This window comes from Streptococcus sp. 1004_SSPC (assembly GCF_001069025.1).
GTDB lineage: Bacteria > Bacillota > Bacilli > Lactobacillales > Streptococcaceae > Streptococcus > Streptococcus vestibularis.
This window is the reverse complement of record NZ_JWGQ01000062.1, coordinates 73,094-97,912: the sequence shown is the minus strand read 5'-3', so window position 1 is coordinate 97,912 and position 24,819 is coordinate 73,094. Positions and strand designations below refer to the sequence as shown.

Below are 24,819 nucleotides of genomic sequence, written 5' to 3'. Positions count from 1 at the left end.
GGTCCACTGGACCTCCTCGCTTTTTCATTTCTTGGCTCGGACCTAAAAAGGTCCACTGGACCTTTTTAGTCCTCTATTTCGACAACATCAGAGAGAAACTCGAGTTCTTGAGGGATATACTCTTCACGATCTTCTTTTTCTAACTCTTCCTTAGATTTTAGACTTCGTGCAAATTCTGTACGGAGTTTTTCAAATTCTGATTTTGGAACAGCCATAATATTAGGCGAGAAACCGGCAGCTGAACTCATGATATTACCAAACATATCATTGAGATCACTACGTTTCATGACCAGTTCAGCATTAAAGGCAGCATTAAATGCCAGGATGGCATTTTCCTGATTGGCTAGTACAGGCTCAGATCCATTCAAAAGGGCCCTATTTTGTGGGCTAATAGAATCCAAAATTTCAGGCCAAGTTGCCTTTAGAGCATCCAGACACTGGCGTGATTTCTGGGGATTTTCCATGGTTTCACGCATAATAGTGAGAATCTTTTCACGATCCACCTTGTACTGATAAGCAGGTTTGGCTTTTCGAGTTGGTAATGCATCTCCTTGGACTTTGCCCTCTTTAAGAGCTTTACGTAGGCCTTCTACTTCGCGACGAAGACTATCTAACTCTTCTTGTAAATTCTCTGGAATTTCTTGTGACATCTGACTATGGGTTTCTGACAATTTTATAGTCAGCATCTCCGCATAGATTTTAGGATGTGTCCCAGTTTTAATTTCTGACAAGGCAGTTGTAACCAAGTCAATCAATTGGAAAAGTCGGTCTTGCTCCAGAGAAAGGTTTTCTTCAAAAAGGGGACTATGATGACTGTTCTCTCCGCCCGCTTTGACAATCAAAAGATCACGGAAATACTCCAATAGATCAGTCGCAAAACGGCTCATAGACTTACCATTATCAAAAAGAGTTTCAAGATTTGATAAAGCTTGCGTAGTCTCTTGATTGCGAACGTTAGCGACAAAACTATCTAGGGCTGTTAAACCAATAGAACCAGTGATTTCTTCAGCTACGGCTTGGCTGACATGATTGTCAGGAGAAAGACTCAGTGCTTGGTCTAAGATTGACAAAGCATCACGCATACCACCTTCCGCACGACGAGCAATAATGGTCAAAGCCTCATCATCAAAGGTTAATCCTTCTTTTTCCAGAATTGAAGCCAAATGCTCCTTAATAGCTCCCTGATTGATCGATTTAAACTCAAAACGTTGGACACGAGAAAGAATGGTTGCAGGAATCTTATGTAATTCAGTGGTCGCCAGGATAAAAACAACATTTTGAGCTGGTTCTTCCAAAGTCTTCAAAAGAGCATTGAAGGCACCTGTCGAGAGCATGTGAACTTCGTCAATAATATAGACCTTGTAAGTCGCACGACTTGGAGCATAGGTTGACTTATCACGAATCTCACGAATCTCATCAACACCGTTATTGGAAGCCGCATCGATCTCAATAACATCTTCAAGACTGCCGTTAGTAATATCACGACAGATATCACAGTGGTTACATGGCTCACCATCGACCTGATTAGGACAATTCATTGCTTTGGCAAAAATTTTTGCTGCACTGGTCTTACCAGTACCACGTGGGCCAGAAAAGAGATAGGCGTGGCTGATTTTTCCTGACTCTACCGCCTGTCTTAGCGTGGTTGAAATCACTTTTTGACCAACCATCTCGCCAAAAGTCTGACTACGGTATTTACGATATAAGGCTTGATACATTAGTTAACCTCAAACATTGCAAAAGTAAGATTTGTTTTTTCAAGTAAGACTTTGACAAACTGTTCAAGATAGTCTTGGTCAATGTCATCGTAGTCTCCTACTTGATGAGAATCCAAATCAAGAACACCAACTAATGTACCATCCTTCACCATAGGGACAACAATCTCACTTCGAGCAGCAGAATCACAGGCAATATAGTTGGCATGTTTAGTGACATCTTGGACAATCAAGGTTCTATTTTCTGCCGCAGATTGGCCACAAACACCCTTACCTAAGGCAATTCGAACACAAGAGACATTCCCTTGAAATGGTCCAAGGATTAACTCGTTTTTAGCATGATCCAATAGATAAAAACCTGTGAACACTGAGTTTGGCAATATGGTATTCAAAAGAGCCGAGGCATTAGAAAAGTTGGCCAGAGCATTGTCTTCATTGGTAAAAAGTGCCTTAGCCTGAGCTAGCATTATTTCATAGGCTGATTTTTTTTCTTCTTTAGTCATAGTTATTATTATAGCAAAGATAGGTATTTAAAACTAGGAACCACCTACTCCGATCCTTCCCTTTCATTTAAAAATAAAGCAAGATCTTGAATCACATTTTCAGGATAATCTGGACTAGAAATCTGATAAAACTTAACCCTCATGCGATTTCTGAACCAGGTTAATTGGCGTTTAGCAAATCGACGGGTATTTTGCTTAAGTTTTTCTAAGGCCTCATCTAAAGTTTGTTTCCCAGAAAAATAAGGAAATAATTCCTTGTAGCCAATTCCACGTGCGGACTGGACCTCAGGATAATTATCATAGAGCCACTTAGCCTCTTCCAAAAGCCCAAGTTCAACCATCTTGTCAACACGAGTATTAATACGGTCATAAATTAAGGAACGCTCATCATCCAACCCAATAATAAAAGTATCAAAAGTCGTCTCTGTATTTTCAGGATTATCAGAAAAGCGATGCAACTCAAGAGCCCTAATGGAACGACGACGATTAATCTCCTTTATCTCTATACCTAAACTATCGATCTGCTCAAAAAGTTCCAAATCAGAAAGTTGCTCTAACTCAGAGCGATAGGCTAACACCTGCTCTTGATCCACTTGACCACCCAGATGATAACCTTCAAGAAGACTTTGCAAATAGAGACCTGTACCACCAACAATAATAGGAAGTTTGCCACGATTGACAATTTCAGTAATGGCAATTTGCGCTTCAGTCACAAAATCATAGGCTGAATAAGACTCATCGACATCTCGGACATCAATCAGATGATGCACTGCCGCTGCCTGTTCTTCAGGAGTGGCCTTTGCAGTTCCTATATTCAATTGTCGATAAATCTGCTGGCTATCTCCCGAAATTATCTCCCCATTAAAACGCTGGGCCAATTCAATTCCAAGTGCCGTTTTCCCCACAGCGGTAGGGCCAGCCACTACAATAAGTTTGGTTTTCATAATGTTTCCACTTGCTATTCTAGATATTTTTTTAGATAATATAAGCATATTATAACATATACGGAGGATAGTCTCATGGCTAAAAAACATTCATTTGCTAAAGGTCTTGCTACTGGTATTCTCGGAACTGCTGCTACTGTTGCAGGTGCCGTTTTCGCAGTTAAAAAGACAATTATCGAACCAGAAGAAAAGAAATTGGCTTTCATCGAAGAAAACCGTAAAAAAGCAGCTCGCCGTCGTGTAAGCCGCTAATAGTTATAACCAGGGAAACCTGGTTTTTTGATTGAAGAGATAGATTTCTTTTACGTTAGTTAACTGGTCTGATAATCACATCAAAGGGAAAAATCTAAAGGTAATCTCAATAGTTATTATGGTTCCAGAATGAAATAAAAACATAATTCGCAATTTGTTTTGGACACTTTTGTTCAATCTCCAAAGTAGATAAAACAATATCTTCACCAAACTTCCAATCGCCTGTTATTCAAAATCTCAGGCCTTTTTATCACAATATAATATCCTCAGAAAAGTTTATTTGGTACATCAAAAATGATTATTTCATATTCTTTACCTATCATCTTTTATTTATAACTCAATAAAAAAGCCTCTTTTAAAGAGACTCATTAAACCAGTTTACTTATTGTTATTTAAAGCTTAATCAATTGTTAGGAGCTAAAAAACTATAAATAATTACAGAATCATTGCAGGTTAGAGATATAAAAGTTATAATTTATTGTAATAAACAGAAAGTTTTAAAATTATGTATTCAGTGCAAATGTGATACAGTCATCAAGTGTTCTCAAGTTTTAATTTCAGAACAAAATATTATCAAATACAAGAAAATATTGTTGCTGATAATTTTCTTACAAAAGTTACCTATATCTACAAAAGAAATTAGTGAGGTTAAAAATGAACTTTATAAAATCTATCGATAATTTTTTTAGAAAGACTACTCCTACTTTACCTACACAAAAACCATTTTTGATATTTGGTAGAGAAATTAAAAATTGGGACGGTTTCCTGTTTGACAATGTATTACCCTGGGCAAATGAAATAATTCCAGGATCAAATCTAAGAATATCCGATTTGATATTTTTATGGGTTATAAAAAGATTTGGTCAAGATTTTAAATCTTACCCAAGTCACTTATCAAGAAATTATGGAATTACATCTCCGTTTAATCAAGTCAAAAAACTAATAGATTTAGGATTAGTTGATAAAAATTTTATGGTTACAAAACTTGGAAATGAAACAATTGATAAAAATCGTAAGTATATTGAATTACATAAAAATGGGTGGACCACAACTGAAGAAAAAAAACATAATTATGAAAATCATAAACTTTTCATAAAAGAACATGCAGAATGGCTCTCACAAATTGGTGAAGTAGAGAAAGCGACCCAAAGACTCACTGAACTAGAAAATATTAATAAAAGAGGTAAATATTTTAAAGTCTTTCAAAAAGGTGAGAAATTGGGAAAACTCAAAAGATTTGAAGAATCTAACTCTATACTATTACCATTATTGAAGAATGACTTCGTTGATTTTCATGCTCCACTTTTCGAAAGAATTGCTAAGAATTATCGTGGACTAAAAGATTACGAGAATGAAATCAAAATTTGTGAAACTTTTTTGAGCGATAAACAACCTCTTTATGGGGGTGATATGTGGGTAGATGTTTTTACAAAACGTATTAACTATGCCATAAACAAAATAAAAAAATAGACTCTTAACTGTAGAGCAAAGAATAATCTTGTATTATAAGATGGGAAATATATAAATTTCTCATACCTTCCATTATGCACTTAATGAAACTACACAAAACAGAATATAGCCCATTTCGAAAAAAGAAAACTTCAATGTGGACAAAACGCTTTAAAACCGCATGGTTAGAGGCTTAAAAATGTCCCCTGCCGGAATCGAACCAGCAACGACTCCTTAGGAGGGAGTTGTTATATCCATTTAACTAAGAGGACTTATGAAAAAATCTGCCACGAGGACAGATTTTTTTGTCGAAATCTGTAAATTATTTACGGATTTCTTTGATACGTGCAGCTTTACCTTGCAAAGCACGCAAGTAGTAAAGTTTAGCACGGCGGACTTTACCGTAGCGTACAACTTCAATCTTTTCAACACGTGGAGTGTGGATTGGGAAAGTACGTTCTACACCGATACCGCTTGAGATTTTACGAACTGTGTACATTTCTGAGATCCCTTGACCTTTGCGTGAAATAACTACACCTTCAAAGATCTGGATACGTTCGCGAGTTCCTTCGACAACTTTCGCGTGAACGCGAACTGTGTCACCAGGACGGAATGATGGGATGTCAGTACGAAGTTGACCTTCTGTCAAACTTTGGATTAATGGATTCATTTTTATATACTCCTATCTTACTAATCTTAAGAGCAACCTTTGTGTCCCAGCGGATTAGCCGTTATTTTTGTGCGTCCATTACACACTCTTAGTATCTTATCAAAAATTTACTCGATTGTCTAGTATCTTATTGCATTTCTAGCATTTTTTGTTGACCATATATACTAGTCTTATGATTAATAAGATAAGCAAAAGCCATGACAATCGCGTAAGGGACTGCATTAGCGGGACCAAAGACTTCAACGCCAATAAAAATCGGTGCTAAAATGGTATTGGTACTGCTACCAAAGACTGACAAATAACCAAGACCTGCTACAAGTGGAATTGGAAGTCCTAGAACTGGTGCTAGAACAGCACCAAGACTTGCTCCGATAGCAAATAGGGGTGTTACTTCTCCTCCTTGGAAACCAAGAGATAAAGTAAAGACGGTCAAGAGCAATTTCAAGAGCCAATCAAATGGATAAATGGTCCCACCACCAACACTTAAAGCAATCAAATTTGTTCCAAGTCCTGTATAGCGCCCCTTCCACAAAAGCAAGAGAAGACAGGTCAATACGACACTTCCTAAAAGAACACGATAGTAGGGATTAGGAAGAATACTAGCAACCTTTTTTTTAGCCATTGCCAATAGATAGGCAAAGAGATTACCTACTAAACCAAAGGTAAGACCTAAAAGAACTAATTTAACAAAAGTCTCAAGATCAATACTCAAACTGTCAGATACAAAGTGACTAAACTTTTCAAGTCCTAAAAAATGACTTGTTGTACTAGCTACAAAAGATGCGATAAGAGTTGGTGCTAGAATTGGTAGGCTTAACTGTCCCAGTATCAAGACCTCAAGAGCAAAGAAGGTCGCAGCGATTGGTGTTTGGAAGAGCCCTCCAAAACCAGCTGCCATCCCCATGGTCAAGAAAATGCGTGAAGCATTAGGGATCTTAAAATAGCGACTAAAAGCATGGGAAACTGTGGCTCCGAGCTGAACAGCAACTCCTTCTCGACCTGCAGAGCCCCCAAAAAGATGGGTCAGCCACGTTGTCACTGTCACAAGTGAGATTAATCTTAAAGGTACCTGCTTCTCCTCATTGTGACCAACCTTGAAAATTAAGCCCATCCCTTGTGCTGCTTTGCCTGCAAACCTTTGGTATAGGTAAACAATCAAAAGCCCCGCTATAGGAAGCGCTGGGACTAGATAAAAGAGATGATGGTCTCGATATTCTGAAAGCCCTATAAGAACACGACCAAAAATAGCATCAATTAGTCCAACTATCACTCCTAGAAAGACAGCATATAGACTCAAAATCACTAGATTGGAGTATGAGAGACCTTGACTCTCACTTAATTGTCTAACTTTCATTTTAGTAGCCTACTTTCCTTCAAGCTTCCCTGCTTGATAAGTACGTGAGTGCTTCATAATATCCGCAAAACTCGCTACGATAGCCTCTTGGTATTCTGGATTTGTAACACTCGCTGCTACTTTATTCAGCAAGGCCTGCTCACGCTCAGGATCATAAATTGCCTTTCCAGTGCGTTGTTTATAAGCACTTACTCGAGTTACCAATTTCATACGTTCTTCCAACAAAGCCACGATCTCATTATCAACGGTGTCAATCTGTTGGCGAATCTCATTTAAGTCCATACTGACCTCCTTTTTCTCTTCATTATAACAAAAATGATCTGAGGAGAAAAGAGCCTCAAGCCATTGAATTGCTTATAAAAAGAGTTTTCTTACCTGACTGATATTACTTTCATTAACAACCAGATACAGGGTTGCTCCTGCTTTTAGACGTGTGTCTCCATGAACAACTTCAGACTGGTCTTGAAAAATCTGAGTGGAAATCAAAACCCCATCAGGTAAGGTTAAATCCTTAACCAATCGACCGGCTAGACTGTCTGTAACTGGTAAGTCAATCATCGTCGGTATTTTATCAACTTGCTTTGGTTCGTGAGCGATTAGATTGTGAAGCATGGCTTCATAGACAGGTTCTCCTCCCATGAAATCCATGACCAGATAGGCAATTAGGGTCACGACACCAATTGTCATTAACTGGTGAAGATCCCCTACCATCTCAGTCACCAAAATCATAGCAGTTAGCGGTGCCTTGGATACTGCACCGAAATAACCTGCCATGCCTAAGATGATGAAGATGGGGAACTGAGTCGAATCCAAGAAACCTAAATTTTCAAAAGTTGCAGCAAAAACGCTACCAGAGAGAGCACCGAGAGTCAAAATCGGAAGGAAAATACCACCAGGAAAACCTGACCCGAATGACAACATACTCCAAATAAAGCGAATAGCCAAATAGAGGATAGCCACAGTTAGAGCAGGATGTAAACCATTTAGGGCAAGAATCAATTCATTCCCACCACCTAAAAGATGTGGAAAATAGAGGCCTATAGGAATGATAAACAGAACTGCCAAAAGGCCATGAAAATAAGATGGCAAGTGGAAGATTTTTCCTAACCCTTGGTAGACCTTACCAATACGTAAGACAACCCACTCATAACCGTATCCAAACACACCTAGAAAAATCCCCAAGACAATAAGAATCCAATAATCTTTCAAAGGAAATACGGGTAATTTTTCTGTCATAGCAAGGACTGGTACCTGGCCAAAGATGCGTAGGGAAACAGCATTGGCTACTAAAGATGCCGTTAAAGCTGTCACCCAAACATGACGAGAGAAATGATGATAGACTTCTTCGACGACAAATAGAAGACCTGCAATTGGGGCATTGAAGGCAGCCGATAACCCTGCTGCTGCTCCTGCAGCAATCAAGACGCGCTTCTCACGCGCAGAGAGCTTAAGTCCCTCGGCTAATCCCTTAGCAGTCATGGCACCTAGTTGAATACTAGGCCCCTCACGACCCAACATCAGTCCCATTGAAATCCCAAGAACACCTCCTAGGAACTTACGCCATAAAACTGACCACCAAGACGGATGTAAGAGCCCCATCAGTTCCCCTTCAACATGAGGAATCCCTGATCCCTTGATGTCTTTTTCCTGCTTAATGAGATAACCAATTAAAATAGCAAAGACCAAATTGACAAAGACAATTTCTAAAATAAGGACTGGATTGTGCAGGGCGTCTTGATAAATGGATACCGAGATTTGGGCCCCTTTAGCAATTAACCAACGAAAGAAGCTAACGACTGCACCTGCAGCCACACCGACTAAGAGCCCACGCCAAACGGACCAAAGGAGATGTTGAGATTGCGTCCTAAAATCTCTTTCTATTTCATTCATAAAAACTCCATTTTTAACTACAATAAAAGCAGACTTTACTCTGCTTTTTCTTATGCTAATGCTTCTGAAACTTTCTCAGCGAAAGCTTCGAGGTTTTCGATATCTTCATCTTCAGCAGAAAGGTCAACTTTGACACTATCCGCACCTTTTGTTGCACCAGTAAAGGTGAATTGTGTTTCAAATTCATCAACTGATTTACAGAAATAATCGTAGAAAGTATCTCCTGAACCTACAACACCAAAGATTTTACCTGACAAATCGAGATCAGCCAAATCTTCGTAAAAGTCAACGATTTCATCTGGCAACTCCCCATCACCATAAGTGTAAGTCGCTACAATACAGATGTCCGCATCTTCAAAATCAGCGGCATCAACCGTTGTACACTCGTCTACATCTACAGTGTGACCCAATTCTTCCAATTTTTTGGCAACGATATCTGCGATTTCTTCCGTGTTACCGGTCATACTGGCATAAACGATTTTTGCTAAAGCCATAATGTCCTCCAAAATAATAAATTAGCTATATTATATCATATTTCTTCAGAAAATAAATGACCTAATAACTCAAAAAAACTGCCCATCAGGACAGTTTTAGATTTTGTAAAAGTTCAAAGTGTCGATAGACTAGCCATAAGCCAAGACCAACTATCAGAATGAGAATCACTGCTCTCATGAGACCTCTCAGAAAAGTCAAGAGCCAAGTAAGAATCATAGAGGTGATTAGCCAACTCCATCCAGAAGCACCGTAAAGGGTTTGAATACTCTCTATGGAATGACTAGTCAGCATTTTTACCCAAGTGGGAATATAAATATAAATGCCATCACTTGATAAGCCCAAACGATTGGCAATCATGGTTCCTGTTGTTTGCAACCAAGTAAAGACCCCAGCATTGAAAAGAAAAAGGAAGGTTTGCATAGGGTAACGTCTAGCAAGGCGTTTCAAATAGTGCATGACAGCTCCTCCTTAATTAGCATAAAGAGCATGGACCGTATCAATATCCACCTGTTGAATCCCGTAATAAGATCCAGCTGATTGCATAACGGATGTCTTAGAGTCATCGTGATCTAAGCCGATGGCATGCCCCAATTCGTGCTCAGCCGTATTCACAATACGCTTGTGAGTATAACCAAAATCACTATTCAAGAGGAAATAACGATTCAACTTAACATCCACATGAGTGATACGATTTGTTAAAACATTAGTCTGACTGTCCGCTAGACCAGCTGCCTGTGAATTCGCATCGGAATAGTCAGTCGCAACAATGTCAGCTGTTGAAGCATCATCAGTTAAAGTAAAGATGAAAGCACCCGTGTTATTCCAGTTGTTGATAGCCTCCTTATAAGCTGCTACCAAGGTTTCATTGGTAGATTGAATATAGACGCTAGCTGTATTTTGTACCCATCTGGCACCATTAGACTCAGGAATTGTATCTGTCGTCGATAGGCTTGAAACGACCTTTTTAACATCACTTGCATTGGTCCCACTAAAACCTAGCTCAACTTGTCGAAAGGCTTGGTTAATGTTTGTAGCTAAGGTACTTGAAGAGTTATTAGCATAATAGATAAGTCCATAACCAACTATGGTTAGGATAAGGGCAAGTTTAAAAATAGCCCAAATAAGATTCCATATAAATTGTAAAAGAAGTTTGGGAATATAGAAGATTACTCTCAATAATTTTTTCAATACAGAGCCTCCTTTTCGAAACTTCCCCTAGTATATCATGCTCTAATAGTTCTAAAAAGTAAAAAATATCACTTTAAGCTTTTATCATCTCTTTGATAAGATGTTACATACTTGACCAATTAAGATAAACGTTCTTCTTTAATGTAATCAATAGGTAACCATTCTAAATAGGCTTCTAGTTGTTTTTCCCAATAATACCACTCATGTCTTCCATGGTCCGTGCGGTAGTCAATGTCCAAACCAAGAGCTTTCAAGTCAGCTACTGCTTTGTTTTGAGAGTCAAAAAGGAAATCCTCAAGACCACACCAGGCAAAGAATTTGGTTTTCTTGTCATGTTGCTTGGCTAGATTAACCAGTTTATGCTGCTCAATGTCTTTTCCTTCCAAATCGCCAAAGACACCTTGCCAGTATTCCTTAGACTCACTCGTCTCATCTGTAATCATCTCCGCTGATAATCCAAGGGCACCAGAGAAGGAACCTGCACAAGCAAAGTTATTTGTCGTTAAGGCTAGTTTGAAAGAACCATAGCCACCCATAGAAAGTCCAGCGATAAAGGTCTTTTCACGCTTCTTAGTCATACTAGGGAAGAAACGTTGCATAACTTGAGGAAGCTCCTTAGCAATGGCATCGTAATACTTAACCCCGTAGTTGGTATTTGTATACCAGCCATTTTCCGTGTTAGGCATAATAACGATGAGATTAGTCTTACGAAGGAGACGCTGAATATTGGTACGGAAGGCCCAAGAATTATGATTGCCCCCCATGCCATGAAGGAGATAGAGAACCGGAATATCCATATCACTTTCCCTTTCAGCAATCTGATCACGATCCGGATAGATAACATCTACTTGGCGGTATTGCCCTAGAACGTCTGATGAGTATTCAATTTGAAAAAAAGCCATTTATATTTTCCTTTCTAAACGTCAGAAAAGCTGGGGTATCCCAGCTTCTGCTTTAAGAAGAAAATCTTGTCGAGATTTACCTCTACTTCGATGAATGCAAGCGAGACGCTCACACTCTTAATGTAAAATCAATGATTAACGTACTTCCATGACTACTGGAAGAATCGCTGGGCGACGTTTAGTTTGGTCAAAGAGGAACTTAGCTACATCGTCTCGGACGGCACCTTTAAGTTCACCCCAATCAAAGCTGTCTCCTGCCAAGTAATTTTCAACGGTAGCATTGACAATGTCAGCAGCCTCACGAAGAATGTCACGGCTCTTCTTCACATAAACGAACCCACGTGTATTCACACGCGCTTTAGAGACAATCTTACGTTCCTTCTTGTTAACAGTGATAGCTACGATAAAGATACCATCTTCAGACAAGACCTTGCGGTCACGAAGGACGATATTACCCACATCACCGATGGCATTACCGTCAATCATAACATCACCGGCTGGAACAGCTCCTTCATGAAGGAAACCTTGATCCTCTGACAAGTGCATGATGTCACCGCGTTTAACGATATAAATGTTTTCTGGAAGAATACCAACTTCCAAGGCTAACTCTGCATGGGCTTGAAGGTCACGGTACTCACCTTGGACAGGGAAGAGATACTGTGGACGAAGGAGGTTAATCATCAATTGAAGTTCACGAGCATTGGCATGTCCAGATACACGAAGGCTCTGCGTAATCATCTTAACAGTTCCACCGGCTTTATAGATAGCGTTGTTGACACGTGCCACTACAGCTTCTTTAGCAATGCTTGGTGTGGTTACGATATAAACCAGATCTCCATCCTTAATTTGAACGTAACGGTGACGACCAACAGCCATCTTTTGGAGACCATCGATTGGTTCACCCATACGACCATTTTCAAGGATAATCAACTCGTGGTCTTCAAACTTGTTCATGTCTTTTGGTTTGACAATAAGTTTTTCATGCTCCACAGTCAATTTTTTAAGACGGATGGCTGTACGGACAATATTTTCTACGTCAAAACCAGTAAGAACAACGCGACGTCCGTGATCTGCAGCTGAATCGAAGACTTGTTGAATACGTACCAAGTTTGAGGCAACTGCAGCAACAATAACACGTCCCTCTGCATCAGCAATAACTTGGTCAATTTCTTGACCAACTTCTGCTTCTGAAGCTGTTTGTTCCGTACTTGTCGCATTTGCTGAGTCTGACAAGAGTGCCAAGACACCTTCTCGACCGATTTCAGCCAAGCGACTTAAATCAGTTTTGTAGTAAGGGCGAGCAGCTTGGTCAAACTTGAAGTCACCAGTATAGACAATATTACCTTGGTCAGTGCCAAGAACAATCCCCATTGATTCTGGAATAGAGTGCGTTGTTTTGAAGAATGAAACCTCAGCATCCTCAAATTCAATTTCTGTTTCTGCATCAATAACATGGAAGTTATTGAATCTCTTAACGCCAGCATTCTTGACAAAAAGTTTAGCTAACTCAATTGTGAGTGATGATCCAAAAACTGGTGCTTTGACTTCTTGCAAGATATAAGGTAGGGCACCAATGGCATCGGCGTGTCCGTGAGTTAAGAAAATCCCTTGGATACGATCTCTATTTTCAATCAAGTAATCTAAGTTAGGGATGACAAAGTCAACACCTAGTTGTTCATTTTCAGGATACTTTAGACCAGCATCCAAGATAAAGATAGAGTCGTTAATTTCAACAATATAGAGGTTTTTAGCATTTTCACGCACTCCACCTAGGGCAATAATTTTAATATCGCTCATGCTTGTTTTTCTCCTTTTTAGTTTGACTCTCTTCTAGAGCCTATTTTTACAGACGGTCCAAGAAGCTGAACGTTCGTGCGAACAGTCTCCTTGTCGATTTACAGGCCACAACAAAAAGTTGCATACTCTTTAAGTATACAACTTTTTAGCTTATTTTACAATTTAGAGTCAATCTGGGCCTACTCGAACATAGCATAGTAGTCTGTGATATCCAATTGATCCTTTTCTTCCTTGGTAAGATCTTTAATGATTTGTCCATCCTTCATAACGATAAGACGGTTCCCATATTTAAGAGCATCTTCCATGTGATGGGTAATCATTAAGGCTGTAAGATGGTCGCCCGTCACAAACTCATCAGTCAACTCCATAAGAGCCACACTTGTCTTAGGATCCAAGGCTGCGGTGTGCTCATCTAAGAGCAAGAGCTCAGGACGTTTAAGAGTTGCCATTAAAAGGCTAAGGGCTTGGCGCTGACCACCTGATAGAAGACCTGCTGGTGTTTCTAGGTGCTTTTCTAAACCATTACTAATACGTTCAATCAGACCTTGAAATTCCTCTGTGTAGAGATGAATTTGGCGTGATTTAAGGCCTCGTTTTTCGCCACGGTATTTGGCAATCAAGAGGTTTTCTGCAACGGTCATACGAGGAGCTGTCCCCATTTTAGGATCTTGGAAGACTCGTGAGAGGTACTTCGCACGCTTCTCAGCAGGGAGAGACGTAACATCCTCACCCAAGATGAAAATCTGACCACTGGTCAACATGAGGGTCCCTGCAATGACGTTGAAGAGGGTTGATTTCCCGGCACCATTTCCACCAAGAATGGTAATAAAATCACCTTCTCTAATGGTAAGGTTGACATGGTCCAGGATGGTTTTTTCGGTGTTAAAACCGTTATTGACCTTAACAGTCGCATCTTTGAGTTCTACAATAGCTGTCATCGTGATAAGCTCACCCCTTTAAAGAATTTTCGGCGTAGGACAGGCGAGATCAAGCAAATGGCCAGAACAATCGCACTAAAGAGTTTGAGGTAGTTCGTGTTAAATCCAAGAGCGATAACTGCTGTCAAAAGGAACTGATAAAGGATTGAACCTACACAGATGGCAATCAGTCGTTCCAACAAGGTCAAGTTAGTCGTATACAAGACTTCACCAATGATAATGCTGGCAAGTCCGATGACGATAACCCCAATCCCTTTTGAAACGTCGGCATAACCGTCCTGTTGACTAATCAAGGCTCCTGAGAGGGCAATAATACCATTTGAGATAACAAGTCCCATCACTTCCATTGAATCCGTATTGATACCAAAAGATTTAGCCATGTCTCTATTATCACCTGTGGCAATATAGGCTTGCCCTAGACGCGTGTTAAGAAAGGCAATCAAGGCAGTGATAACAATGGTTACAGCAATGAGACCGACGATTAAGAGGTTGTAATCCTTGCTGAAAGGAAGTAAATCTTGAATAGTCTTAATATCAAGAAGTCCTAGGTTGGCCCTACCCATAATCATAAGCATGACTGAGTTAAGAGAAGTCATGACCAAAATCCCTGCCAAAATAGTAGGAATTTCTCCCTTAGTATAGAGGAGACCAGTCACAAGTCCAGCACCACAGCCGGCCAAAACAGCAACCAAGGTCGCCAAGATGGGGTTCCAACCAAAATTCATAAGGGTTACTGCTACTGCCCCACCTAGTGGGAAAGAACCTTCTGTTGTCAAATCAGGAAAATCCAAGATACGGAAAGTCATGTAAATCCCAAGACCTAGGATTCCGTATAGAAGCCCCTGATAAATAGATGAAATAATCATAAGTCCTCCTTATTTATCAGCCTTGACAGCAATGTCTGACTGTTTAAGCACATTTTCAGGGATGGTGATATTGAGGTCTTGAGCAACTTTAAGGTTGAGCGTTGGAGTGCCATCATCGATAACATCAACTGGGACATCCTTAACTTTTTTACCTTTTAGAACCTTAACGGCACTGCGAGCTGTAGCTTTCCCAAGCTCATATTGGCTTTGAGCAACTGAAGCCAAACCGCCCTCTTTCACCATCGTATCAACTGTCGTATAAACTGGAATCTTAGCTTGGTTGGCTGATGAGATTACAGTTGAAAAGGCTGAGGCAATAGTATTATCTTGTGGCGTCCAGATAGCATCTACCTTACCAGTCATGACTGACATGGTTGTATTGATTTCATTGGTTGATGGTACGGCATACTCGACCACATTTAGACCATCTTGTTCAGCATATTTTTTAAAGTTTTCAACCTGTGATTTGGAATTATCTTCACTTGAAGCGTAGAGAATACCAATCGTTTTGGCGTTGGGTGTCAGTGATTTGACCAATTCTACTGTCTGCTTAATCGGCACTTGGTTAGAGGTACCAGTAACATTACCTTCTGGATGCTTGAGATCCTTAACCAATTTTGCCCCAACAGGGTCCGAGATAGCCCCCATAATGACTGGAATATCCTTGGTAGCTGCCGCTAGCCCTTGTGCTGCTGGTGTGGCAATGCCGATAACGACATCGTTCTTGTCGTTGACCAATTGTTTAGACATGGTTTGAATCTTTGATTGATCCCCTTCGGCATTTAGGAGGGTAACTTGAACCTTGTTCCTTTTATAGCCAGCTTCCTTAAGTCCATCCTCAATACCTTTCTCGATTTGATCCAGGGCATCATGAGTGACGAACTGAAGGATTCCTACTTTGACGACCTTATTGGCATCTTGGTGTTCTTTTTTGAACAGATCTGTACCAATGGAGCCGAGCGTCAAGATAGCTAAGAAAACCAAAGTCCAAATTAAACGCTTGTTTTTCATATCTGTCTCCTTATATAAATTCTTACTTTCTATTGTAAGTCATTTTCAGTCAATTAGCAATATTCTTAATTTATAAAAATTACCTTTCTCAAAGAAAAAGAATCAGAACACGATGTCTGATTCTTTTTCTTATTATTACTGATATTGTGCCAAGTCTAGCTTCATAATATAAAAGTAAAGGTCGCCATATTGTCCTTTGTAGCCAATATCATGTCCGTTTATAGTCACCTTAGTGACTGGCGTTGAATCCGGTAAGGCAATCCAACAAGCTTGCTGTGCTCTGACAAATTCATTGTAATCTTCAAAAGAAGTGTGTTTTTCTTGCTTTGCAGTATTTAAATAAGTTACTTCAATCATCGAGGGACCTCCTTTTTATCCTTTAATTAATGTCTAGATTACGCTTCTTAGAGAGTAAAGTCAATCATGACGACTTAAAAAACTAGCAGGCTAGACTATACAAATAGACCCCATGGCAAATGCTGTGAGATCTATATTGATTCGAATCAGAATTCTACTACCCTAAACGACTGATAATTGATTTTAACATTTGCGTCGTTTTCTAGCATAGAGTCCCATTCCTGCTAGAAGACTTGACAAACTAACAAATGCAAGATTTGAATTCTCACTACCAGTTTCTGGAAGTTGAGCTGTCAGTTGGATTGATAAAGTATGCTTCTTCTTTTGTTTCTGGGAGAACTGGAGCCTTAGCCTCTTCTGGTTGTAGAGTTGGATGTAACTCTGGTGTTGGAGTCACAGTCTGTTTGTAAATGCGCTGAGTATTACCATTTTCATCAACGTATGATATCGTTACTTGTTCGTAGACATGTTCGATATCATAATTAAGTAATTTCTTGGTTTCTACGAAGCGATAACCTGGAATTTCAGCTTTTGCTTGTTCACCATCAACTGTAGGATTTCCCTACCACCCTTATCTACAAATGACGTAATTGGCAATACGGTAGGTGTGTAAGTCGCTGGAGACTTAGTTCTGTTCACATCTTCATGAACCACTGTAACTGCTGGGACAAGTCTTGTAAATTCAGCTTCTGGTATGAATATTACTGTACCATCTGCTGCTACCGTGTAACTAACAAGATCTGAAATAGTCTTGGTAGTGGTGCTATCTTCAAATGTAACTGGAACGACATCATTTATTGATATATGGATGTCACCTTCAGTAAAGATTGGCTTGCCTGTTTGAGTTGCACTCTTCTTACCAATTGAAGTAACTGTTGTGACAGTTTGTGTGTACTTATCAGTTGCAGTCTTAAGAGCATTATCTGACACTCTACCATCTTTATCACGACCAACTGAAGTCGTAAGAGAAACTGTTACGCCCTCGGCAGTTCCAGTAAATCCTGGGTCTGGTACAAAGGTAACCTTTCCAGTCAGCCCATCTAAATAGTAGATTCCTTCTCCTTCTACAGTCGAAATAGGATCATTGATTACATTTCCAGTTGTTGGATCGACAAACTTGGACATATAATCAAAATCAGGTGTGATTTTAACTTTCTCACCATTATTATTTGTTCCTTCAATAGCTAATTCTGGAGTACCAGTTTGACTAACTCCTTGAACATCCATAGATGTCTTGTCTTCTCCTTCAAGTTCCTTCGGAGTAACAGTTGGAATATATAGACCATCCATGCTATCCCAAACTTCATTTATAGAAGGAAGTGCTTCTTTGTCTTTAGAAACTCAATCAGTTGTATAGCCGTTGTTATCAGTAATCTGATTCAGTATTCATTATGGCTGCCTCAGTTGCCTCTAATTCATTACTTACAGAAAGTGCTGAAGTATTTGTCAAACCGTTAGCAACTACCAAATTCTCTAATGAGGCTTGAGCTGTAGAAGATGATTCATGATTCTTGGCTTCTGATGTTTGACTTGATGAATCTATCGATTTAGCAGTTCCACTACCGTTATCTCTAGATTGAGAAGGTTCAGTTTTATCACTTGCTTGGCTATCTGCAACTGAGAGTGCAGTTTCACTTGTTGCTTCGTTCGCAATCATTAATGCCAATGTACTATATAGTTGTGCATCTTGACTAATAGGTGTAGCGGCACTTGCTACACCAGCTGTTTGAACTTCTGTAGTTAACTCATCTGCTAAAACTTCGTTATCAGTACCAAGTTCCAAGTAAGACAGAGTACACGCCTACATTGAGTTTACGAATTGAAAATCGACTTATACAATTATTTAATAAATCTTTACCCACTTTGGTAATCCTCCACACTTAACATTTTAGTATCCTACCCCTCAATGAGATTAAAAGTATTTTAAAATATTAATCGTTTAACATTCTAACACGATCAGTAAAGATAATTTATTTTTTGTATAAATATAACTTTATCCAAGTCTATATAAAATATATGCGTATGTTTACCAGTATTTAAAATTGTCCAAAAAAATAATTTTAAAGTTTCATTATTTCGAAGAAAGCAATTACATTAATTAACCTTAGAAAAATGAATTCAAGGGAAATGTTTAAATTTCTAAATCCTAATCATTATAGTCAACTTCATAAAACGTCTCTTTAGTGTCTTTTTGAAAGTTTCTAGGAGCTTTAACAAATTTCGTATACACTCTTAAAATAAATGTAGCTAAAACAATATATTTCTAGGCAAATTATCTTAAGCAATTCAATTTAGCTAGCTACTTAAAATAGGAGTGTAAAGTCTATACTATTACAGCTATACCTGAATCTTCTAGGATTTTACAATCAAAATAAAAGCTAAGATTCAACGAAAAATCATGTAATTTATCATAATACTCATTTATAACCAACTCAGCCATTTTATATCCCCCCATTAATCCACTTCCTCAAAGATAATCTATATAGCATATTCCACTAGATAAATTTTATAGTTAAATAAAATATAAAACTAAAAAAAGAAGATCCTCATGGACCTTCTTTATATTTAAGTATAACTTAAATTATTTTACTGTGCGGATACGCATAGTGTTTGTACCACCTGTACCTACTGGAACACCAGCAACGATAACAATGTTATCACCAGATTCTACAAGACCTGAATGCAATGCAACTTTTTCAGCAACATCAAACATGTCATCAGTTGAAGCAGGTTTTTCAGTAACTACTGGAATAACACCCCAGTTAAGCATCAATGATTTTTGAGTAATTTCATCGAATGTTACTGCCAAGATGTCAGCTTCTGGACGGTATTTAGAAATCAAACGAGCTGTGTTACCAGATTCAGTAAGTGCAACGACAAGTTTGATATCCATTGAGTTAGTAGCATCTTTAACTGCAGATGCAACAACTTCAGTCTTGCTTGAACGACCAAATGTTGATGAATCAAGACGACCATACTCTTTAAGAAGAGTTTGTGCATTTTTATCAATTGTAGCCATTGTACGAACTGATTCTACAGGGTATTTACCGTTTGCAGATTCACCTGAAAGCATTGTAGCATCAGTACCATCAATAACTGCGTTAAATACGTCAGATACTTCTGAACGAGTTGCACGAGGTTTATCAGTCATTGTTTCAAGCATGTTTGTTGCTGTAACAGCAATCTTACCTGCAGCATTGACTTTTGTGATGATCATTTTTTGGTAAACTGGAACCATTTCAAATGGAACTTCGATACCCATGTCACCACGTGCAATCATGATACCATCAGCAGCTTCGATGATTGAATCAATGTTTTCAATACCTTGTTGGTTTTCGATTTTAGCCAACAATTTAACATGTCCATTACCAGTTTCTTCACAGATAGCACGAACTTCTTGTACGTCTTTTGCAGTACGCACAAATGAGATAGCGATAAAGTTAAGACCTTGTTCAAGACCGAAACGAATATCGTCATTATCTCTTTCAGCAAGTGCTGGGAATGGGATTTTAGTGTTAGGAATGTTTACACCTTTTTGTTTAGCGATGATACCATCATTTTCAACTTCAACGATGAATTCACGTTTTTCAGCATCTTTTTCTACAACACGAAGACCAAGTTTACCATCATCGACAAGAACTTGTTTACCAACTTCTACATCGTCAAAAACGTCAAGTGCGCCTGCAACGTTCAAAGCGATAACGTCGCGAGTTGATTTGATACCTTGTTTAGTAGCAACACGAATTTGTTCACCAGTTTTGTATGCATACTCTTTAGCATCACCTTCGAACAATTCTGTACGAATTTCAGGTCCTTTTGTATCAAGAAGGAAACCTACTTTTTGACCTGCAAGGTCTTCTGCCATACGAACGACATCCATACGTTCACCTTGTTCAGCGTGGTCACCATGTGAGAAGTTGAAACGGAAAACGTTGGCACCTTCCTTGATCAATTGAGCAATGTTTTTAGCAGATGCTTCACGGTCAAGTTTTTCACTCCAGTAACCATCTTCACCAAATTTTTTGCCACCACGGATTTCAACCGCAGGACCAAGTGTTGCAACGATTTTTACACGTTTATTCATGATAAATAAAACTCCCTTATATTTTTTGTCGCCTTAGCGACGGATTAACAATAATTTAAGTAACTGAGATTAGCTCAAGTTAGACAATGAACGGTTAAGGTCTGCAAAGTCAAGACGAGCTTTGTGCGGATTGTTAACGATAATTTTACCGTCTTCAGTAAGACTGAACAAAGCACCTTCTTCTGCTGTACCAAGGATTGGGCTTTCAACAAGCTCTTCATTGTGGATACCAACAGCTACACCACCAATACCTTGTTTAAGGAGGTCAACCGCATGCGCACCCATCCATGAAGCAAGAACACGGTCACGCGCAGTTGGTGTACCACCACGAACCACGTGTCCAATGTTTGTTGCGCGAAGATCTGAAGTGTCTCCAGCTTCTTTCATTTTAGTTGCAAATTCTTCTGCACCCATAACACCTTCAGCAAGTACGATTACATGGTGAGTTTTAGCACCTGATTCGTAACCTTCTTTAACTTTACGAACAACTTCATTGATGTCGTACTCTTCTTCAGGTACAATAATTTGGTCTGCACCAGAAGCAATACCAGCCCAAAGAGCGATATCACCAGCGTTACGTCCCATTACCTCAACGACAAAAGTACGTCCATGACTGAAAGCAGTATCTTGGATTTTATCCAAGGCTTCTGTTGCAGTTGCAACAGCTGTATCAAAACCAATTGTGTAGTCTGTACCAACGATATCGTTATCGATAGTTCCTGGAAGACCAACTGCTGGGAAACCATGTTCAGTCAAACGCATAGCACCATGGTAAGAACCATCTCCACCAATAACTACTACACCTTCGATTCCATGTTTTTTAAGTTGCTCAATACCTTTAAGTTGACCCTCAAGTTGGGCAAACTCAGGATAGCGAGCAGACTGAAGGAAAGTACCACCACGGCTGAGGATGTTGTCTACGCCTTTGGCATCAAGTTGGAAGATATCTCCTTCAACCATACCAGCGTATCCACGGTTAATGCCGAATACTTCAATTCCTTCAGAAATTGCTTTGAGAACAACTGCACGAGCGGCAGCGTTCATACCAGGGGCATCTCCACCACTAGTCAAAACAGCAATACGTTTCATTATTCCTGATACTCCTTTTATATATTTAACATTTTCATTATAACACAAAGAATTCTAAATGGCTTTAAATTTGAAAAGTTTTATCGTTTTTTTTAACGTAAAACCGTTTTCAACACTAAGGGTGCTAATTCCCTACTGAGTTCTTCGTTCTTAGACACTTTATATCGTTGACTAACTATCGTTTCCTTGCTTCCCTGATAACGAATAACCACAGGAATATGTCCAGGATGCTTGGCTAAAATTTGAGAAACTTCTAAATCTTTATTATGATTCTCTAGTAAAATCCAAAAACGCTCAGTACTAGCCTCCTCTATATTTGACAAAATTAATTGAAGACGTCCGTCGCGCTCCTGAGTTCGTCCCTCTAGATAAAAGAGACCACCTTCTTTTAACTTATCTTTATGATAGAAATAAGTTTCTGGAAAAAGAGTGACATCCAGTTTATTTACCCCATCAAAAACGCTTAGAAAAGCCATCTGGTCTCCCTTTTTCGTTCTGATAATGCGAACTGATTCAAGCTGAACCAAAACTGTAGCCTTACTGTTCAAAGCCAACTCAGAAATTGGTTGGTAGGGCCGTGATGTCATTTTTTGAGCTAAATGTAATGGATGTGTACTAAGCCCAACACCTAGTAAATCCTGCTCTATACTGTAGCGTTCTGTCTGACTATAGTCTTCATACTCCACCCAAGAATAAGAGGACTCTGCAAACAAGCTTCCTAACTCGTTGACAAAAGTAAAGAGGTTGCTTAAATTACCAATGATTTTCTGACGATTTGGTTCAAAGATATCAAACAAACCAATTTGGATGAGAGGAGTCAGAATATCGACTTTCTGATATTTGCTAGGAATACGTGTCAAAAAGTCTTCTATAGAAATGTATTTGCCATTTTGTTTGCGTTCCTCAATAATCCAAAGGGCAAAATCTCTTGGCAAGCCTTTGATAGTCTTAAGACCTAATACAATCTTTCCATCTGAAATCTTGTCCAGATAGGGAATCCTATTAATATCGAGGCTAGCTAGGGAGAAGCCATTTTCAATGGCATCCTTAATGTAATCACTTGACGAATAATTTAACATGACGTCATAGAATATCTGAGGGTAATGCGTTTTGAAATAGGCTAATTGAAAGGCTAGTGCCGAATAAGCATAGGCATGACTTCTATTAAAGCCGTAACCTGCAAACTTAGCCATCATACTAAAGAGTCGTTCAGCAATCTGTGGGTCACGTCCAAACCGACGACTTCCTTTCATGAACTCTTCGGACATCTTGGACATTTCATTGGCATCTTTTTTCGACATTGCTCGACGAAGCAAATCGGCTTTTCCGAGTGTAAAGCCTGCAAATACTTGGGCAATCTGCATAACCTGCTCCTGATAAAGCATGATGCCATAGGTAGGTTCAAGAATTGGAGCAACCACTGGGTCAATGAGATCAACTTTTTCCTTACCATACTTACGAGCGATGAAATTATCTGTATAATCGCTAGCTCCTGGACGGTTAAGAGAGGTAGTCGCTACTACTTCTTCGAACTTAGTAGGTTTAATCCGTTTAAGGAGATTTATAGCACCTGCCTGCTCGAACTGAAAAATCCCCTTTGTCTTACCACTGGCAAAGAGCGCTAGGGTTTGTGAATCTTCCAAGTCAATGGATTTGATATCAATAGCAATTCCCTGTTCTTCTTCAAGCTTCTCCTTCATTTTTTGAACAAAGGTCAAATTACGCAGGCCCAAGAAATCCATCTTAAGCAAGCCATTGGCCTCGACTGCGGAGGCATCGTACTGAGTAACCATCATATCCTCACCAGTTTTTAGCGGAATATGGTTGGTCAGGTCATCGTCACTCATCACTATACCAGCAGCATGGATTGAGGTCTGTCTTGGCTGGCCTTCAATAGCCTTAGCAATCTCAAAAGCCCTCTGAAATTCCTGCCTCTGATTAATCAACTGTCTAAATGACATATTCTTCTCATAGACAGAAGTCAGATTGTCACGAAAAGAAATCTTTTTACTAAGTTGGGACAGTTCAAATTCTTTAGCACCAAAACGTTTAAAAACATCTCGAATAGCCTGCTTAGCTCCAAAGGTTGAAAAAGTAACAATCTGAGCAGAGTGTTTACTACCATAACGGTCCCTAACATAATGAAGAAACTCGCTTCGATAGATATCGGGCAAGTCAATATCAATATCAGGCATGCTATAACGCTCTTCATTTAGGAAACGCTCGAAAAGCAAGTCATTTTTAACGGGATCAATCCCAGTAATATCAAGGACATAGGCCACTAAGCTTCCTGCAGCAGAGCCACGCCCCATTCCCATATAATAACCACGGCTACGCCCAAAGCGTAATAAGTCCCAGACAATCAAGAAATAATCATCAAAGCCCATCTGATGAATGATAGATAATTCTTTGTCTAAACGTTCCTGATAAACTGGTTCTCTTAACGCTTTACTATCCAATCCAGATTGAGCTAATTGACGTAATTGGTCAACTGCTGGCATATCACGATTAAAACGAGGAAGCTTCAAATCCGTATCAAATTGATAAGTAATGTCTGAAACAAGTTGCTCCAAATTGTTCAAAGCCTCTGGAATATCACTATATGCACTTTCCATTTCTTGAGGCGAGAAAAGAAGCTGATTCATAGGACAAATAGAGGCCTCTGACAAGGACACATTTTGTGAGATGGCATGTAACGTCTGGATAGTCGAGCGATCTGCATTTTCAAAATAACGCACTGTATGTAAAGGAACCACAGGATAATCGAATTCTTTACCAGCATCCTCAGGTCTTACCCCAATGAAAACTTCTGAGCCCAGACTCATCCCGGGCTCCCAGTCCTCACTTGGAATAATTAGGGCGATGTCATTCAGATAGTCTGAAAAAAGCGTAAACTCCCGTTGCCCTGAAGACAGCTCTGTTGCCAACTTCATCAAATTTTTATAGCCTTGATTATTTTTAGCTAATAGGCGAAAGGGAATTTTTCTCCCATCATAGAATAAATTAGCTTCTATTCCAATCAAGGGACGTAAACCATTTCTGATTGCAAGCTGGGCAAAATGATAGGCAGCATAGAGATTATCACGATCCATCAAACCTATACTTTGATAACCAAGCTCTTTGGCACGTTTTACATAGGTGTTTAAATCTACAACGCTGTCCATGAAACTATATACTGATTTTGTATCCAATTGTGCAAACATGAAGGCCTCCTTTCAAAATTATTTTTTGTCAAATAATAATTTAGTTTTCTAGAAAAAATCAAAGAAACCTATTCAAATAGTATTATATCACAAGTTTTTAAGCATATTAAAA

At 39.2% G+C, this 24,819-nt stretch carries 26 protein-coding genes and 1 tRNA gene; 2 read left to right on the top strand and 25 right to left on the bottom strand.

Going from position 1 to position 24,819, the window contains the following annotated elements; genetic code table 11:
- Positions 1-65: 65 nt before the first annotated feature.
- The 3 genes from dnaX to miaA are packed head-to-tail and all read right to left on the bottom strand — an operon-like array spanning position 66 to position 3,162.
- The gene (gene dnaX / locus ADF62_RS05285) at positions 66-1,718 is read right to left on the bottom strand and encodes a DNA polymerase III subunit gamma/tau (protein WP_048788253.1); all 1,653 of its coding nucleotides are present in this window, start codon (positions 1,716-1,718) and stop codon (positions 66-68) included.
- Positions 1,718-2,218 (bottom strand): GAF domain-containing protein, encoded by a 501-nt coding sequence (locus ADF62_RS05280; protein ID WP_179944330.1) that lies wholly within the window; start codon positions 2,216-2,218, stop codon positions 1,718-1,720. The genes dnaX and ADF62_RS05280 overlap by 1 nt, the downstream gene beginning before the upstream one ends.
- A gap of 44 nt (positions 2,219-2,262) precedes the next feature.
- A complete protein-coding gene (gene miaA, locus ADF62_RS05275; RefSeq protein WP_048788251.1) occupies positions 2,263-3,162 on the bottom strand; it encodes a tRNA (adenosine(37)-N6)-dimethylallyltransferase MiaA in 900 nt (299 codons plus the stop codon).
- Between the two features lie 75 nt (positions 3,163-3,237).
- Here miaA and ADF62_RS09940 point away from each other — a divergent pair, with 75 nt between their 5' ends.
- Both ADF62_RS09940 and ADF62_RS05265 read left to right on the top strand, forming a co-directional pair.
- Complete coding sequence (locus ADF62_RS09940) at positions 3,238-3,414, top strand: DUF3042 family protein (RefSeq protein WP_065425429.1); 177 nt, start codon at positions 3,238-3,240, stop codon at positions 3,412-3,414.
- A gap of 654 nt (positions 3,415-4,068) precedes the next feature.
- Positions 4,069-4,884 (top strand): hypothetical protein, encoded by an 816-nt coding sequence (locus tag ADF62_RS05265; protein ID WP_048788250.1) that lies wholly within the window; start codon positions 4,069-4,071, stop codon positions 4,882-4,884.
- 179 nt (positions 4,885-5,063) lie between these two features.
- On the opposite strand, the gene ADF62_RS05260 is transcribed toward ADF62_RS05265, so the two are convergent.
- The 22 genes from ADF62_RS05260 to ADF62_RS05170 form a co-directional block, all read right to left on the bottom strand.
- Positions 5,064-5,135 (bottom strand) — tRNA-Arg (locus ADF62_RS05260).
- 50 nt (positions 5,136-5,185) lie between these two features.
- Entirely contained in the window at positions 5,186-5,533 is a 348-nt protein-coding gene (gene rplS / locus ADF62_RS05255; RefSeq protein ID WP_002883489.1) for a 50S ribosomal protein L19, read from the bottom strand.
- Positions 5,534-5,660: 127 nt separating this feature from the next.
- A complete protein-coding gene (locus ADF62_RS05250) occupies positions 5,661-6,887 on the bottom strand; it encodes a voltage-gated chloride channel family protein (RefSeq protein ID WP_048788249.1) in 1,227 nt (408 codons plus the stop codon).
- 9 nt (positions 6,888-6,896) lie between these two features.
- Complete coding sequence (locus tag ADF62_RS05245; RefSeq protein WP_037621434.1) at positions 6,897-7,169, bottom strand: chorismate mutase; 273 nt, start codon at positions 7,167-7,169, stop codon at positions 6,897-6,899.
- Between the two features lie 72 nt (positions 7,170-7,241).
- Positions 7,242-8,777, bottom strand: coding sequence for a ClC family H(+)/Cl(-) exchange transporter (locus tag ADF62_RS05240; protein WP_048788248.1), 1,536 nt, complete (start codon positions 8,775-8,777; stop codon positions 7,242-7,244).
- A gap of 50 nt (positions 8,778-8,827) precedes the next feature.
- The gene (locus ADF62_RS05235) at positions 8,828-9,271 is read right to left on the bottom strand and encodes a flavodoxin (RefSeq protein WP_003092543.1); all 444 of its coding nucleotides are present in this window, start codon (positions 9,269-9,271) and stop codon (positions 8,828-8,830) included.
- Positions 9,272-9,356: 85 nt separating this feature from the next.
- Positions 9,357-9,728, bottom strand: coding sequence for a hypothetical protein (locus ADF62_RS05230; RefSeq protein ID WP_048788247.1), 372 nt, complete (start codon positions 9,726-9,728; stop codon positions 9,357-9,359).
- Positions 9,729-9,740: 12 nt separating this feature from the next.
- Positions 9,741-10,460 (bottom strand): matrixin family metalloprotease, encoded by a 720-nt coding sequence (locus ADF62_RS05225; RefSeq protein ID WP_048788246.1) that lies wholly within the window; start codon positions 10,458-10,460, stop codon positions 9,741-9,743.
- A 119-nt stretch (positions 10,461-10,579) separates the two neighbouring features.
- The gene (locus ADF62_RS05220; protein ID WP_048788245.1) at positions 10,580-11,362 is read right to left on the bottom strand and encodes an alpha/beta hydrolase; all 783 of its coding nucleotides are present in this window, start codon (positions 11,360-11,362) and stop codon (positions 10,580-10,582) included.
- 135 nt (positions 11,363-11,497) lie between these two features.
- Positions 11,498-13,159: a ribonuclease J gene (locus ADF62_RS05215; protein WP_048788244.1), complete on the bottom strand. Its 1,662-nt coding sequence runs from the start codon at positions 13,157-13,159 to the stop codon at positions 11,498-11,500.
- Positions 13,160-13,338: 179 nt separating this feature from the next.
- A complete protein-coding gene (locus ADF62_RS05210; RefSeq protein WP_003096999.1) occupies positions 13,339-14,097 on the bottom strand; it encodes an ABC transporter ATP-binding protein in 759 nt (252 codons plus the stop codon).
- Positions 14,094-14,963 carry an ABC transporter permease gene (locus ADF62_RS05205; RefSeq protein WP_003096997.1) on the bottom strand — a complete coding sequence of 290 codons (870 nt, stop codon included), beginning with the start codon at positions 14,961-14,963 and terminating at the stop codon, positions 14,094-14,096. Before ADF62_RS05205 ends, ADF62_RS05210 begins: the two co-directional genes overlap by 4 nt.
- Positions 14,964-14,972: 9 nt before the next feature.
- Positions 14,973-15,974 carry a tryptophan ABC transporter substrate-binding protein gene (gene trpX, locus ADF62_RS05200; protein WP_048788243.1) on the bottom strand — a complete coding sequence of 334 codons (1,002 nt, stop codon included), beginning with the start codon at positions 15,972-15,974 and terminating at the stop codon, positions 14,973-14,975.
- Between the two features lie 135 nt (positions 15,975-16,109).
- Positions 16,110-16,331, bottom strand: coding sequence for a DUF4649 family protein (locus ADF62_RS05195; protein ID WP_002890796.1), 222 nt, complete (start codon positions 16,329-16,331; stop codon positions 16,110-16,112).
- 183 nt (positions 16,332-16,514) lie between these two features.
- Positions 16,515-16,628 (bottom strand): LPXTG cell wall anchor domain-containing protein, encoded by a 114-nt coding sequence (locus tag ADF62_RS11450; RefSeq protein WP_227278705.1) that lies wholly within the window; start codon positions 16,626-16,628, stop codon positions 16,515-16,517.
- Positions 16,600-16,854, bottom strand: coding sequence for a hypothetical protein (locus tag ADF62_RS10760; protein WP_239664991.1), 255 nt, complete (start codon positions 16,852-16,854; stop codon positions 16,600-16,602). Before ADF62_RS10760 ends, ADF62_RS11450 begins: the two co-directional genes overlap by 29 nt.
- Positions 16,833-17,621 carry a surface-associated protein CshA gene (locus tag ADF62_RS05190; RefSeq protein WP_003096994.1) on the bottom strand — a complete coding sequence of 263 codons (789 nt, stop codon included), beginning with the start codon at positions 17,619-17,621 and terminating at the stop codon, positions 16,833-16,835. Before ADF62_RS05190 ends, ADF62_RS10760 begins: the two co-directional genes overlap by 22 nt.
- A gap of 76 nt (positions 17,622-17,697) precedes the next feature.
- Positions 17,698-18,114: a hypothetical protein gene (locus tag ADF62_RS05185; protein WP_003096991.1), complete on the bottom strand. Its 417-nt coding sequence runs from the start codon at positions 18,112-18,114 to the stop codon at positions 17,698-17,700.
- Complete coding sequence (locus ADF62_RS11875) at positions 18,098-18,193, bottom strand: YSIRK-type signal peptide-containing protein (RefSeq protein WP_160312377.1); 96 nt, start codon at positions 18,191-18,193, stop codon at positions 18,098-18,100. Before ADF62_RS11875 ends, ADF62_RS05185 begins: the two co-directional genes overlap by 17 nt.
- A gap of 719 nt (positions 18,194-18,912) precedes the next feature.
- Positions 18,913-20,415 (bottom strand): pyruvate kinase, encoded by a 1,503-nt coding sequence (gene pyk / locus ADF62_RS05180; protein WP_048788242.1) that lies wholly within the window; start codon positions 20,413-20,415, stop codon positions 18,913-18,915.
- Positions 20,416-20,484: 69 nt separating this feature from the next.
- On the bottom strand, positions 20,485-21,504 hold the full coding sequence (gene pfkA / locus ADF62_RS05175) for a 6-phosphofructokinase (RefSeq protein WP_003092540.1): 1,020 nt from the start codon (positions 21,502-21,504) through the stop codon (positions 20,485-20,487).
- Positions 21,505-21,596: 92 nt separating this feature from the next.
- Positions 21,597-24,707 (bottom strand): DNA polymerase III subunit alpha, encoded by a 3,111-nt coding sequence (locus ADF62_RS05170; RefSeq protein ID WP_003093102.1) that lies wholly within the window; start codon positions 24,705-24,707, stop codon positions 21,597-21,599.
- Positions 24,708-24,819: the final 112 nt, after the last annotated feature.

Bases quoted from the DNA above. Each gene is read 5' to 3' on its own strand.
- rplS (WP_002883489.1), bottom strand. From the start codon at position 5,533: ATGAATCCATTAATCCAAAGTTTGACAGAAGGTCAACTTCGTACTGAC.
- pfkA (WP_003092540.1), bottom strand. From the start codon at position 21,504: ATGAAACGTATTGCTGTTTTGACTAGTGGTGGAGATGCCCCTGGTATG.
- ADF62_RS05240 (WP_048788248.1), bottom strand. From the start codon at position 8,777: ATGAATGAAATAGAAAGAGATTTTAGGACGCAATCTCAACATCTCCTT.
- ADF62_RS05235 (WP_003092543.1), bottom strand. From the start codon at position 9,271: ATGGCTTTAGCAAAAATCGTTTATGCCAGTATGACCGGTAACACGGAA.
- ADF62_RS05220 (WP_048788245.1), bottom strand. From the start codon at position 11,362: ATGGCTTTTTTTCAAATTGAATACTCATCAGACGTTCTAGGGCAATAC.
- dnaX (WP_048788253.1), bottom strand. From the start codon at position 1,718: ATGTATCAAGCCTTATATCGTAAATACCGTAGTCAGACTTTTGGCGAG.
- ADF62_RS05230 (WP_048788247.1), bottom strand. From the start codon at position 9,728: ATGCACTATTTGAAACGCCTTGCTAGACGTTACCCTATGCAAACCTTC.
- ADF62_RS05280 (WP_179944330.1), bottom strand. From the start codon at position 2,218: ATGACTAAAGAAGAAAAAAAATCAGCCTATGAAATAATGCTAGCTCAG.
- ADF62_RS05210 (WP_003096999.1), bottom strand. From the start codon at position 14,097: ATGACAGCTATTGTAGAACTCAAAGATGCGACTGTTAAGGTCAATAAC.
- ADF62_RS05190 (WP_003096994.1), bottom strand. From the start codon at position 17,621: ATGGATGGTCTATATATTCCAACTGTTACTCCGAAGGAACTTGAAGGA.
- pyk (WP_048788242.1), bottom strand. From the start codon at position 20,415: ATGAATAAACGTGTAAAAATCGTTGCAACACTTGGTCCTGCGGTTGAA.
- ADF62_RS09940 (WP_065425429.1), top strand. From the start codon at position 3,238: ATGGCTAAAAAACATTCATTTGCTAAAGGTCTTGCTACTGGTATTCTC.
- ADF62_RS05170 (WP_003093102.1), bottom strand. From the start codon at position 24,707: ATGTTTGCACAATTGGATACAAAATCAGTATATAGTTTCATGGACAGC.
- trpX (WP_048788243.1), bottom strand. From the start codon at position 15,974: ATGAAAAACAAGCGTTTAATTTGGACTTTGGTTTTCTTAGCTATCTTG.
- ADF62_RS05250 (WP_048788249.1), bottom strand. From the start codon at position 6,887: ATGAAAGTTAGACAATTAAGTGAGAGTCAAGGTCTCTCATACTCCAAT.
- ADF62_RS05265 (WP_048788250.1), top strand. From the start codon at position 4,069: ATGAACTTTATAAAATCTATCGATAATTTTTTTAGAAAGACTACTCCT.
- ADF62_RS05195 (WP_002890796.1), bottom strand. From the start codon at position 16,331: ATGATTGAAGTAACTTATTTAAATACTGCAAAGCAAGAAAAACACACT.
- ADF62_RS05215 (WP_048788244.1), bottom strand. From the start codon at position 13,159: ATGAGCGATATTAAAATTATTGCCCTAGGTGGAGTGCGTGAAAATGCT.
- ADF62_RS05245 (WP_037621434.1), bottom strand. From the start codon at position 7,169: ATGGACTTAAATGAGATTCGCCAACAGATTGACACCGTTGATAATGAG.
- miaA (WP_048788251.1), bottom strand. From the start codon at position 3,162: ATGAAAACCAAACTTATTGTAGTGGCTGGCCCTACCGCTGTGGGGAAA.
- ADF62_RS05205 (WP_003096997.1), bottom strand. From the start codon at position 14,963: ATGATTATTTCATCTATTTATCAGGGGCTTCTATACGGAATCCTAGGT.